The following is a 12,427-nucleotide window of genomic DNA, read 5'->3' on the forward strand; positions in this document are numbered from 1 at the left end:
GTTCCTCCTCGGCGTCATCTTCTTCCTCCACCGGATGAAAGACGTTGCCCTCTACGTGACCTTGTTCTCGGTCGGACACTCCTTGACGCTGCTGGCCGGGGTCCTCGGACGGATCGAGGTGAACCCCTACATGGTCGATGCAGTCATCGGCTTGTCGGTGGCTTACAAGGCCTTCGACAACCTGGGAGGTTTTCGCACACTGTTCGGAGTCCAGCCGAACACGCGGGCCGCGGTGTTCGGATTCGGCCTGATCCACGGCTTCGGCCTAGCGACCAAGCTGCAGGCGCTGGAGCTGCCCGAGAACGGCCTGCTCATCAACATGTTGTCCTTCAACGTCGGCGTAGAGATCGGGCAACTGATCGCGCTTTCCCTGATGCTGGCGCTGATCCTCGGCTGGCGCAGCCTGCCGGGCTATCGCCGCATGTCCACCGCCGCCAACGTCGTGATCATGACGGCGGGCTTTGTCCTTATCGGCTTCCAACTCGGCGGCCTGGTCTATGGAGCACCGAACTGATGTCGGATGCCGAACCTCCGGGAGACTTTCTTGACCCCGCGTCTCCCCCGAAGCGCACCCTGCTACTCTCGACGGGCGGGGCGGTGATCATCGCCGCCGTGATCGTGTTCGCTGCGGTCTTGCCGGCCGAGTACAACCAGGACCCGCTGGGTCTCGGCCGTGCGACGGGGCTGTCGCGGCTCTGGGCGCCGAAGGAGATCACCGTGTCGGCTCATGCCGCTGCCGGCCCCTTGGCGCGCCGGCAGCCGGCGACATTCCGGACGGACACCTTCGAGATTGCGTTGGCGGCGGACGGCGACGAAGGTCGTCGCAACGCGCTAGAGTTCAAGGTCCGCCTGCCGAAGGGCTCGACGCTCGTCTATAGCTGGCAAGCCGAGGGCCTGCAGGTCCCGGAGAATCTCCTCTTCGACTTCCACGGGCACACCGTAGCGGCGGAGGCCAAGGGCGCCGTCAGCGTGGCCGAATACGAGAAGGGTAGCGGCGCCGAGGCCCATGGGTCGTTGGTCGCGCCCGTTGACGGCATCCACGGCTGGTACTTCCGCAACCGGTCCGGGCAGCCGATCAAGGTGCGCGTGAGACTTTCTGGATTCTACCAACTCGTGCCGAGCGGTCAGGAGGGCAACCTCGCGGGTATCCAGCCGGAAACCACGCCTCCATCCGTGGCACAACGCTAGCTGCGCGCATAGGCGGTCGAACGTGAACCTCGCTCAACGGTCGCCGAAGTCATTGCGACAGAAGGGCAGGTGAATGTCCGAGCGCTTCTTCTGAAGTTGTCAGCGAGACGATGATCGCCTGCGCGCTAGCCGAGGCCTCGATGCTGATGCGGGCCGTGGTCAAGAGGCCGTCGTAACGGTGGAGCCCGTGGACCCCGCCAGCGCCGTGAATCCGAACACCATCTGCGAGCGCGAAGACCAAACGGGCGCCAGGCGTCGCGGGAACTGCTACAGGTGAGACAACCCGGTCGAGGCGCGCGAAGGCCGCGCCGCGGCGGGTCATGACATTGAGGTCCAGCACCGGGCCCGCCGTCAGCTTGGCGGCGGCCGGAGTCTCGCCGTCGAAGGCCAGGGGCGCGCTTCGCGGCGACAGTTCGAACACGCCGGCGCCATGGACCGTGAGACGCAGACCGCCTTCCAGCACCGCCAGTATGCGATCGACACTGGCAAAGCTGGAGAAGGGTCCGTCCTCGTGGATCTCCGCCATGCTCACCCGCCAAGCGAAGTCGTCGAAGCCCGAGCCAGGCGGCCAGGCGGCGATCTCGCGCGTAACGCCGCCGCCGTTCTTCCAGGGGACGGCGGTACGATCAACGGCGCAGAGCAGGGTCATCGTCACCCCAGGATGCCGGGCAGATCGAGGTGCTTGTCGCGCGCAACCTGGAGCGCGATCTCATAACCGGCATCCGCGTGCCGCATTACGCCGGATGCCGGGTCGTTCCACAGCACGCGCTCGATGCGCTTCGCCGCGGCTTTCGTTCCGTCACAAACTATCACCATGCCGGCGTGCTGCGAGTAGCCCATGCCCACGCCGCCTCCATGGTGCAGCGACACCCACGTTGCCCCGGAGGCGGTGTTAAGCAGCGCGTTCAGTAGCGGCCAGTCGGATACGGCGTCCGAGCCATCGCGCATGGATTCCGTCTCGCGGTTGGGCGAGGCTACCGAGCCTGAGTCCAGGTGGTCCCGGCCGACGACGATCGGCGCCTTGAGCTCCCCGCTCGCCACCATATCGTTGAAAGCTAGGCCTAGCCTGTGGCGGTCGCCCAGCCCCACCCAGCAAATCCGGGCCGGCAGCCCCTGGAACTTGATCCGCTTGGCCGCCATGTCGAGCCAGTTGTGCAGGTGCGGGTTGTCGGGGATCAACTCCTTTACCTTCGCGTCGGTCCTGAAAATGTCCTCCGGATCACCGGAGAGCGCCGCCCACCGGAACGGTCCAATACCGCGGCAGAAGAGCGGGCGGATGTAGGCGGGCACAAATCCGGGGAAATCGAACGCATCGGTGACCCCGGCGTCCTTGGCGACCTGGCGGATGTTGTTGCCGTAGTCGACGGTGGGCACGCCGGCCCTGCGGAATTCCAGCATGGCGCGAACGTGGTCGGCCATGGATGCGCGCGCGGCTTCCTCAACCTGCGCCGGGTTCTGATCGCGCATCGCGAACCAGCGCTCCAGCGTCCAGCCCCTGGGCAGGTAGCCGTTGACCGGATCGTGGGCGGAGGTCTGGTCCGTCAGAAGGTCCGGCCGGACGCCGCGGCGGTAGATTTCAGGCAGCACTTCACAGGCGTTGCCCAGCAACCCCACCGAAACCGGCGCTTTGTCACGGCAGGACTGCTCAATGATGGCCAGCGCCTCGTCGAGACTTTCCGTCGCGCGGTCCAGGTAGCCGGTGCGCAGGCGCATCTCGATGCGCGAAGGCTGGCATTCAACGGCCAGGCACGACGCGCCCGCCATCACTGCAGCCAGCGGCTGGGCGGCCCCCATGCCCCCTAAGCCCCCAGTCAGCAGCCAACGGCCGGAGAGATCGCCGGCATAGTGCTGCCGGCCCATCTCAACGAAAGTTTCGTAGGTGCCCTGAACGATTCCCTGGGCCCCGATGTAGATCCACGAGCCCGCGGTCATCTGGCCGTACATGGCCAAGCCCTTGCGATCGAGCTCGTTGAAGTGTTCCCAGGTCGCCCATCGGGGCACGAGATTGGAATTGGCGATCAGCACGCGGGGCGCATCCACGTGGGTGCGGAACACGCCTACCGGCTTTCCCGACTGCACTAGCAGGGTCTCGTCGTCCTCAAGGCGACGCAGGGTCTCGACAATCTTGTCGTAGCTTTCCCAGTCCCGCGCTGCCCGACCGATGCCGCCGTAGACAACGAGTTCTTCGGGCCGCTCTGCGACGTCCGGGTGCAGGTTGTTCATAAGCATGCGCAGAGGCGCTTCGGTGAGCCAGCTCTTGGCGGTGCGTTCCGTGCCTGTCGCCGGGCGGACGGCGCGGGTCTTGTCGATTCGGGTCATGGGCTCTTGCAGCTCAGGCTCGGGCGAAGGCGACGGCCGCCTTCAGGGCATCGGTGAGCGCCGCACGCATGGGCGCAGCGCGTGCGGGATCGAAAGGGGAGGGCCAGGTGGCGGGGGTCGGCGCCTCGGGATCGGCCATGTAGCCCCGGCAGGCCAGTTCCATCTGGATGGCGTGTACGCCGTCTTGCGGGGCTCCGTAGTGTCGCGTCGTCCAGCCGCCCTTGAACCGGCCGTTGAGGATGTGACTGAAGCCGCTGGTGGCGCAGACTTTCTCCACGGCCTTGGCGAGCGCCGGGTCGCAGCTCGTCCCGGAATTGGCGCCGATGTTGAAGTTCGGAAGCTCGCCCTTGAACAGGCGCGGGATCCGCGACCGGATCGAATGCGCGTCGTAGAGCACGACCTTCCCGTGCGCGTGCTTCAGCCGCTGGATCTCGGCCGCCAGGGCCCCGTGGTAAGGCTCGAACCAGGTGTCGCGCCGCCGGGCGATTTCCGCTGCGGCAGGTTCCTGGCCGGGACTGTACAACGGCTCTCCGTCGAAGGTCGTGGTGGGACACAGCTCCGTGGTCGCCTGACCGGGATATAGCGAAGCGCCTGACGGGTCGCGGTTCACGTCGATCGCGGTCCTCGAGATCTTCGTCCGCACGGTGGAGGCGCCAAGTCCGGTGGCGAAGTCGTACAGCGTCTCCACCCACCAGTCGGTGTCCTTGCGGGCCAGCCACGGAGACGTCAGGCCGGCTTCTATGTCCGCGGGGATATCCGTCCCGGTGTGCGGTAAGCTGACCACAAGCGGCGCGTCGCCGCGTTCGACCTGAAGCCAGTCCATCAGGCCACACCGGGAAGCGGTGCCGATCCGGCGGCGGCGATGACGCGGCCGCTTCGGACGAGTTCGTTTGCGGCCTCCATGTCGGGATGGAAGTAGCGGTCCTGCTGCAGCGGCGGGACCTGGGCGCGCAGCGCCATACGCACGCACTCGAGCGCGGGGCTGGACGCGAGCGGGGCGTGGAAATCGCAGCCCTGGGCCGCGGCCAGCAACTCGATACCAATCACCGCCGTGGCGTTCCTCGCCATGGGCAGCAGGCGGGTCGCGGCGTGTGCGGCCATGGAGACGTGGTCCTCCTGGTTCGCGGAGGTGGGGATCGAATCGACACTGGCGGGATAGGCCCGTTGCTTGTTCTCCGAGACCAAAGCGGCCGCCGTCACCTGGGGGATCATGAAGCCAGAATTCAGACCGGGCTGCGGCGTCAGAAACGCGGGAAGGCCCGAGAGCGCGGGATCGACCAGCATCGCGATGCGGCGCTCGGCGATCGAACCGATCTCACAGATAGCCAGCACCATCATGTCCGCGGCGAACGCCACCGGCTCGGCGTGGAAATTGCCGCCCGAAAGCGCCTCGTCGTCCTCGGCGATGATCAGGGGATTGTCGGTCACCCCATTGGCTTCCACCATCAGGGTGGTGGCGGCTTGCCGCAACACGTCCAGGGCCGCCCCCATCACCTGCGGCTGACAGCGAAGGCAGTACGGATCCTGCACCCTGGGGTCGTCGATGAGGTGCGAGGCGCGGATCTCCGAGCCGGCCATCAGGGCGCGCAGCGCGGTGGCGGCTTCGATCTGGCCGGGCTGGCGGCGTAGGGCGTGGATGCGGGCGTCGAACGGCGTGTCCGACCCCTTGGCGGCTTCGGTGGAGAGCGCGCCGGTGATCAGGGCGGACTTGAAAAGAACCTCAGCCTCGAACAGGCCTGCGAGCGCATAGGCCGTGGAAAACTGCGTCCCATTGAGCAGGGCCAGGCCTTCCTTGGGTCCCAACGCCAGGGGCACGAGCCCTGCAGCCTGCAGTGCTTCGGCGGCTGGGAGACGCGACCCCGGCGTTTCAATCTGGCCAACGCCGATCATGGCCGCGGCCATGTGCGCCAGGGGGGCCAAGTCGCCCGAGGCGCCAACCGAGCCCTGCGAAGGGATGACCGGCGTCAGGTTGAGCGCGAGCATCCGCTCCAGCAGTTCAATCGTCGCGGGTCGGACGCCTGAGGCGCCCTGCGCAAGGCTGGCCAGCTTCAGAGCGAGCATCAGCCGGACCACGTCGCGAGGAGAGGGCTCACCTGTCCCGGCGGCATGGGAGAGCACGATATTGCGCTGGAGGGTCTCAAGATCGCGGGCCTCGATCCGCATGCTCGCGAGCTTTCCGAAGCCTGTATTGATCCCGTAGACCGGCCGGCCCTGTGCCAGGATGCGCTCGACCGAGGCGGCGCTTGCGATGATCTTTGGGTACGCCGACGGGTCCAGGCGCACGTCAGCGCCGCGATAGATTTCTCGCCACTGGCCGAGCGAGACCTCGCCCGCCGTCAATACCGCCTCGCTCAAAGTCCCCTCCAGACACGCGCGTGAAGTGGGTTGAAGCCCATGCGGTAGACCAGTTCCGCCGGCCGCTCGATGTCCCAGATGGCCAGATCGCAGCGCTTGCCGGCCTCGAGGGCGCCGGTGTCGCCAGCCCTTCCGAGCGCCTTTGCCGCCTCTCGCGTAACGCCGGCCAGGCACTCCTCCACCGTCAGGCGGAACAGCGTGGCGCCCATGTTCATCGCCAGGAGCAGGGAGGTCAGCGGCGAGGTCCCGGGATTGCAGTCTGTCGCCAGGGCGATCGCGACGCCAGCGTCGCGCAGGGCCTGCACCGGAGGCGCCCTGGTCTCCCGCACGAAGTAGAACGCCCCGGGGAGCAGCGTCGCGACCACGCCGGCCTTGGCCATGGCGGCGATGCCGGCGGCGTCCAGGTGTTCGAGGTGATCGGCGGACAGGGCGCCGAACTCCGCGGCCAGCACGGCGCCAGAGAGGTTGGATAGCTGCTCGGCGTGAAGCTTGACGGGAAGCCCGTGGGCGCGCGCGGCCTCGAAGACCCGCCGGATCTGCGCGGGCGTGAAGCCTATGCCTTCACAGAAGGCGTCGACCGCGTCCGCCAGGCCCTCGGCCGCGACCGCTGGGATCATCTCGCGGCAGACCAGATCGATGTAGCCGTCCGGGTCGCCCGCGAACTCGGCGGGCAGGGCGTGCGCGCCCAGGAAGGTCGTGGTGACGGTTACCCGCCGCGCCTCGCCCAGCCGCCGTGCGGCCCTCAGGGATTTCAGCTCGTGCTGAAGCGATAGGCCATACCCGGACTTCACCTCGACCGTGGTCACGCCTTCGGCGATCAAGGCGTCCAGACGCGGCAGGGCCTGCGCCACAAGCTCGTCCTCGCCGGCGGCGCGGGTCGCCGTCATGGTGGAGATGATCCCGCCGCCCGACCGAGCAATCTCTTCGTAGGTGGCGTGCCCCAGGCGCAGTTCGAACTCGTGAGCGCGATCGCCGCCGAACACGAGATGGGTGTGGGGATCGATCAGCCCCGGCGTGATCCAGCGGCCTTCGCAGTCCACGCTCTCGGCCGCCTCGAAGGTTGGCGCGTCTGCGGCTTCGCCGACATAGACAATGCGCCCCTCAGAACAGGCCAAGATGCCGCCGTTGATCGTGCCCAAGCCGGGTCGATCCGCCGCCAATGTAGCCAGCCGGGCGTTTCGCCAGACTCGATCGCAAAGCACGGCGTCCTCCCTACAGCCGGATCAATCGATACCTAGCGTCAGAGCGTGTTATTGTATAGACATATCAGTGCGGCCAACGCCGGTATTCGGCCGCGATCGGGAAGCCCCATGGCCGAGGCACGCCTCTGGTTCGCGAGCGCGTTGCTGCCCAACGGCTGGGCGGATGGCGTGCGCCTGGGCCTGAGCGATGGGCGCATCGCCAGTGTCGACATCGGTGTCGCTTCCGAGGCGGGTGACTCCCGCCACGCTTTGGCGCTTCCCGGCCTGCCCAATCTCCACAGCCACGCGTTTCAGCGCGCAATGGCCGGATTGACGGAAGTCCGCGGCCCCGCCGGCGACAGCTTCTGGACCTGGCGGGAACTCATGTACCGCTTCGTTGAGCGCCTCACGCCGCAGGACGTGGAGGTCGTCGCCGCCATGGCCTTCATGGAGATGCTGGAGAGCGGTTTCACCTGCGTGGGAGAGTTCCACTATCTCCATCACGACAGCGACGGACGCGCGTTTGCAAACCCGGCGGAGATGTCAGAGCGGATCGTGGCGGCGGCCGCGGAGACGGGCATTGGCCTCACCCTGCTGCCGGTCTTCTATGCCCACGCCGGCTTCGGCGGCGCCCAACCGAGCGGCGGGCAGAGGCGGTTCATCAACACGATCGACAGCTACGCAAACCTTCTCGAGACGACACGAGTCTCAATCTCCACCCTGCCAGACGGCCGCATCGGCATAGCGCCGCACAGCCTTCGGGCCGTGACCGAGGCTGAACTCAGCGCTCTCACCGCAGCGGCAGCCGAGCCCATCCACATTCATATCGCCGAGCAGATCTGGGAGGTGGAGGATTGCGTCGCCTGGTCGGGCGCCAGGCCGGTCGAGTGGTTGCTCGACCGGTTCCCGGTCGACCCGCGCTGGTGCCTCGTTCACGCCACCCACATGACGCCGGGCGAGACGACACGACTGGCCCAATCGGGCGCCGTCGCGGGGCTCTGCCCGATCACGGAAGCCAACCTGGGGGACGGCGTCTTTCCGGCGGAAGCCTTCCTTACGGCGGGTGGGGCGTTCGGCGTGGGCTCGGACTCCAACGTGCGCATCGACGCCTCTGAGGAGCTTCGTCTTCTGGAGTACGGTCAACGGCTGACGCGCCGCGCCCGCAATGTTCTGGCGAGTGAGGGCGGACGCTCTACCGGCGCCGATCTCTATCGCGGCGCTGTGGCAGGTGGCGCCCAGGCTCTGGGGCGGGACGCAACAGGGCTCGTTCCCGGAGCCGCCGCCGACATCGTAAGCTTGAAGGCCGACCACCCGGACCTCTGTGGCCGGCGAGGTGATCAGCAGATCGATAGCTGGGTCTTTGCGGGGGGATCGCAGATGGTGGACTGTGTCTGGCGGTTCGGCCGCCAGGTGGTGGCCCAGGGGCGGCACCAGGGGCGGGACGTCATTGTGCCCCGCTACCGCGCGGTGATGGAGCGCCTCCTCCGATGACGCCGGTACGCGACACCAGTCTTCACAAGCGGATCCGAACGGACATCTCGGAACAGATCCTGTCGGGCGCATGGGCGCCGGGCCACCGCATTCCGTTCGAGCATGAACTGATGGCGCAGTATGGCTGCTCCCGGATGACCGTGAACAAGGCGCTCGCGCCACTGGCGGAAAGCGGCCTGATCGTGCGACGCCGACGGGCGGGCTCCTTCGTCTCGCGCCCGCGAATCCACTCCGTCGTTCTCGACATTCCCGACATCCAGGCGGAGGTGACGGGCCGCGGCGAACCCTACGGCTATGAGCTGCTCTCGCGGAAGGTCCGCGCCACCACCAAGCGCGAGGCCGAGGAACTGGATCTGGTCGGCGCTGTGGACGTCCTGGCGCTCCGGTGTCTGCACCGGGCAAGCGGGCGACCGTTCGCACTCGAAGAGCGCTTGATCAACCTTGATACTGTGCCCGAGGCGGCCGCCGCCGATTTCGAACGCACTTCACCCGGCAGCTGGTTACTGGGGTTCGTCCCCTGGACCGAGGCGGAACACCGGATCAGCGCCGCCAATGTCCAGCGAGCAACGGCTCATGTGCTGGGCATTGAGCCCACGGCGGCCTGCCTGGTGCTGGAGCGCCGGACCTGGCGCGGCGCCGACAAGATCACCCACGTACGGCTCATCTTCCCCGGTGAGGCCTATGATCTGGTGGCTCGCTTTGCGCCGTCAAAAGATGGCTCCCACGCCACAGGCCGGGCGTCTGGCTGACCGATATGGTCGGCAGCCACAACACCCGAGAAACTTCAAAGTGGCACAATGCCTGTCTTGCCAGCGCCCCGGGGGCTGCATAAGCATGTAGCTGTGCGACCTACTCTGAAGCCTTTGTTGCGGACCCTCCTCGCGATGCTCTGCCTCGCGTTGTCTGTTGTGTTCGCTGGAGCTTCCGCGGCCAGCGTGGTTGACGTGGTCCAGCACACAACCGTCGTGGCGCACGAACATGGAGCCGGCTTGGCGGTTAGCGCCGTCAGCTCGGACCACCATGCAGGTGGGCACAGCTACCAGGACGGCGCCGGCGATCAGGATGCCGACGACGGTGTGGGCGACTCCAGGCCCGGGCTAGGTCATCACCATGTCGACGCGCCCGTCGGGGCGCCCTCCATCTCCGCGGAGGCTGGCGGATCGTTGTCCGTCGCCCAGCCTCAGCGGCGCATTGAGGGAATTCCCAATGCAGAAGGCGTTCAGCCCGGCGGGTTGAGACGCCCTCCCAGATCTCCCGCGACCTTCGTCTGAACACCTGCGCCCGCGACGCGGTGCGCTCTTTCACGACTGTCCGAGAGACCCTCCATGCCTACGATCACCGGTCTATGCCGGCTCCCGCGCTACTGCTCGCGCCTCGCGCCAGTCGCTTTGACCGCGAGCCTACTCGCCACCTCCGGCGCCACCGCCCAAGTGGGCGCCTCGTCGCTCAGCCTGACGGAAGCGCTCGCGCGGGGGGCGGCGCACGACCCAACTCGGCCGGCCGACACCGCCCGGATGGTGGCCGGCGAAGCCGCCATCCGCCAGGCAGGCGTGAGGCCAGGTCCATCGCTTGCCTTTGAGGTCGAGAACTTCGCCGGCACTGGCCCCTACTCCCTGCTCGACCGCAACGAGACGACGCTGAGCTATGGGCGCCCCTTCGAGCGCGGCGGCAAACGCGAGGCCCGCACGGACCGGGCGCGAGCCGAACTCCAGGTGGCACGCCTGCGCGGCGAGGTGCGCCGCCTGGACTTCATCCGCGACGTGCAGGTCACCTATGCGGACGCGCTGGCCGCCGAGGCGGAACTGCTGGTGGCGGAAGCCCGGCTGATCTCGGCGCAGCGGTCCCAGCGCGACATCTTGCGGCGGGTGAGGAGCGCGCGAGATCCCCTGTTTGCCGGCTCCCGGGCCGAGGCCCTGACAGCGCAGGCCGAGATTACCCGCGACCGGGCGCGGGAGGCGGTTCTGACCGGCCGGGCCGCCCTGGCTGCCTTGTGGGGCGGTTCCGCGGACTTCGCCCTCAAGCTGGACGACTTCTTCACCATCCAGGCGCCGACCGCCCCGCCGGCGGCCGACACGCCGGACCTGGCCTTGCTGGAGGCCGAGCGGGACGTGGCCATGGCCGCTGTCCGGGTCGAGCAGTCGCGCGGCGTCCCCGATCCGACCCTGCGGGCCGGTGTGCGCTATTTCGGCGAGGGGAGCGAGGTCGCCCTGGTGATCGGGGGCTCGATCCCGCTGGGCGCCCGCGGCGCCAACCGCGCCAACGTGGATCGCGCCCAGGCCGAACGTGAGGCGGCCGAGCAGGAGATCGCCGCGGCCAGGGTGGTCCGCGAACGCGAGATCGTCCGGCTGACCGCGCGCCTGCGGGCGCGGGCGACGGAGGCCGAGCGCATCCGCGCGGATGTCATCCCCCACGCCATCCGCACCGTCGAACAGGTGTCCGCCGGCTTCAACCGCGGCGGTTTCGAATACCTCGACGTCACCGAGGCCGAGCGCGCCCTGGCCGACGCCCGCGAGCGCCGGGTCGACGCGCTCCGCGACTTCCACACCGGCCAGGCCGACCTCGATCGACTGACCGGCAAGCACCGCCCCCTCGTCGCCACCAATTCTGCGGAGGCCCGCTGATGCGCCGCCACATCCTGCCACCCGTCACCCGCCCGATCCTCCTGCTGTTCGCCCTGGCCGCCCTGGCCGGGTGCGGACCCACTGCCGAGCCCGCCAAGGCGGCCGCCGACGAGCACGGCGCCGCGGTCGACGAGTTCGAGCGTGGCCCTCACCGCGGGCGCCTGCTGCGCAGCGGCGACTTCTCCGTGGAGGTGAGCATCTTCGAGGAAGGCGTGCCGCCTGAATTCCATGTCTACGCCTATCGCAAGGACAAGCCGGTCAATCCGCGGGAGCTGACTCTGACGATGGAGCTGACGCGCCTAGACGGTCGCGTGGACCGCTTCAGCTTCGCGCCGCAGGGAGAGTTCCTGCGAGGCGCGGGAGAGGTCCGCGAGCCACACTCGTTCGACGTCAAGGTTCGGGCGCTGGAAGGTGGCCGCGCGCATCAGTGGGCCTACGCCGCCTACGAAGGTCGCACCACGATAACATCGGAGGCCGCGCGGGCCGGTGGTGTCACGGTCGAGACCGCCGGGTCGATTGTGATGGCTGAACTGGTGGACATGGCCGGCCGGATCGAGATCACGCCCGAGGGCCAGGCCGACGTCCGTGCCTGGTATCCGGGGCGGGTGATGGCGCTGAACGCCGAGCTGGGACAGACGGTGCGCAAGGGCCAGGTGCTGGCCCGGGTGGAGTCCAGCCACAGCCTGCAGACCTATTCGATCCCGGCGCCGCTGAGCGGCGTAGTGATCGCCAAGAACTCCAACGTGGGCGACGTAGCGGGGGGGGAGGCCCTGTTCGTCATCGCTGACCCTACCAAGCTGCACGCCGAGTTCTTCGTCTATCCCCGCGACGCCGAGCGTGTGCGGGCCGGCCAGCGGGTCGAGGTGCGGACTCTGTCGGGCGACAACCGTGTGGTGGCGCCGGTGGAGGCCATCGTGCCCACCGCCGACATCGCCAGCCAGACCTTGATGGCCCATGTGCACTTGCCGCCCGGTGCGTCGGCCACCTTCCGGCCGGGCATGGGGGTGGAAGGGTCGTTCCAGGTGGCCGCCTGGCCCACCGCCTTGGCGGTGCGGACCAAGGCCCTGCAGCGGTTCCGCGACTTCACCGTCGTCTTCGCCCGGGTGGGAAACACCTACGAGGTCCGAATGCTGGAACTTGGGCGCCAGACGCCCGAGTGGACCGAGGTTCTGGGCGGCCTGGAGCCCGGAACGCAATACGTCACCGACGGCGCCTTCCTGATCCGCGCGGACATCGAGAAGTCCGGCGCGAGCCACGACCACTGAGGCGCCG

11 protein-coding genes are annotated in these 12,427 nt (G+C 68.1%); 6 read left to right on the forward strand and 5 right to left on the reverse strand.

Going from position 1 to position 12,427, the window contains the following annotated elements; all coding sequences use genetic code 11:
• Together ACLL81_RS12460 and ACLL81_RS12465 are read left to right on the forward strand one after the other, a co-directional pair.
• Positions 1 to 514 (forward strand): HupE/UreJ family protein (locus tag ACLL81_RS12460; RefSeq protein WP_411288670.1); only part of this gene is annotated, 514 nt, incomplete at its 5' end.
• A complete protein-coding gene (locus tag ACLL81_RS12465; protein ID WP_411288671.1) occupies positions 514 to 1,188 on the forward strand; it encodes a hypothetical protein in 675 nt (224 codons plus the stop codon). The genes ACLL81_RS12460 and ACLL81_RS12465, both read left to right, overlap by 1 nt.
• Positions 1,189 to 1,237: 49 nt before the next feature.
• Here the strand turns inward: ACLL81_RS12465 and ACLL81_RS12470 are convergent, their stop codons facing one another.
• The 5 genes from ACLL81_RS12470 to hutI are packed head-to-tail and all read right to left on the reverse strand — an operon-like array spanning position 1,238 to position 7,064.
• The gene (locus ACLL81_RS12470; RefSeq protein WP_411288672.1) at positions 1,238 to 1,837 is read right to left on the reverse strand and encodes a HutD family protein; all 600 of its coding nucleotides are present in this window, start codon (positions 1,835 to 1,837) and stop codon (positions 1,238 to 1,240) included.
• Positions 1,838 to 1,839: 2 nt separating this feature from the next.
• Entirely contained in the window at positions 1,840 to 3,507 is a 1,668-nt protein-coding gene (hutU, locus tag ACLL81_RS12475) for a urocanate hydratase (protein WP_411288673.1), read from the reverse strand.
• 13 nt (positions 3,508 to 3,520) lie between these two features.
• Complete coding sequence (gene hutG / locus ACLL81_RS12480; RefSeq protein ID WP_411288674.1) at positions 3,521 to 4,330, reverse strand: N-formylglutamate deformylase; 810 nt, start codon at positions 4,328 to 4,330, stop codon at positions 3,521 to 3,523.
• The gene (gene hutH, locus ACLL81_RS12485; RefSeq protein WP_411288675.1) at positions 4,330 to 5,862 is read right to left on the reverse strand and encodes a histidine ammonia-lyase; all 1,533 of its coding nucleotides are present in this window, start codon (positions 5,860 to 5,862) and stop codon (positions 4,330 to 4,332) included. Before hutH ends, hutG begins: the two co-directional genes overlap by 1 nt.
• On the reverse strand, positions 5,859 to 7,064 hold the full coding sequence (gene hutI, locus ACLL81_RS12490; protein ID WP_411288676.1) for an imidazolonepropionase: 1,206 nt from the start codon (positions 7,062 to 7,064) through the stop codon (positions 5,859 to 5,861). Before hutI ends, hutH begins: the two co-directional genes overlap by 4 nt.
• 108 nt (positions 7,065 to 7,172) lie before the next feature.
• Between hutI and ACLL81_RS12495 the strand changes: the two genes are divergently transcribed.
• From ACLL81_RS12495 to ACLL81_RS12510, 4 genes are all read left to right on the forward strand, one after another.
• On the forward strand, positions 7,173 to 8,534 hold the full coding sequence (locus ACLL81_RS12495) for a formimidoylglutamate deiminase (RefSeq protein ID WP_411288677.1): 1,362 nt from the start codon (positions 7,173 to 7,175) through the stop codon (positions 8,532 to 8,534).
• The gene (hutC, locus tag ACLL81_RS12500) at positions 8,531 to 9,283 is read left to right on the forward strand and encodes a histidine utilization repressor (RefSeq protein ID WP_411288678.1); all 753 of its coding nucleotides are present in this window, start codon (positions 8,531 to 8,533) and stop codon (positions 9,281 to 9,283) included. The genes ACLL81_RS12495 and hutC overlap by 4 nt, the downstream gene beginning before the upstream one ends.
• A 576-nt stretch (positions 9,284 to 9,859) precedes the next feature.
• Positions 9,860 to 11,155: a TolC family protein gene (locus ACLL81_RS12505; RefSeq protein WP_411288679.1), complete on the forward strand. Its 1,296-nt coding sequence runs from the start codon at positions 9,860 to 9,862 to the stop codon at positions 11,153 to 11,155.
• A complete protein-coding gene (locus ACLL81_RS12510) occupies positions 11,155 to 12,420 on the forward strand; it encodes an efflux RND transporter periplasmic adaptor subunit (RefSeq protein ID WP_411288680.1) in 1,266 nt (421 codons plus the stop codon). The genes ACLL81_RS12505 and ACLL81_RS12510 overlap by 1 nt, the downstream gene beginning before the upstream one ends.
• Positions 12,421 to 12,427: the final 7 nt, after the last annotated feature.

The organism is Phenylobacterium sp. (assembly GCF_046590535.1).
In the GTDB taxonomy this organism is placed as follows: domain Bacteria; phylum Pseudomonadota; class Alphaproteobacteria; order Caulobacterales; family Caulobacteraceae; genus Phenylobacterium.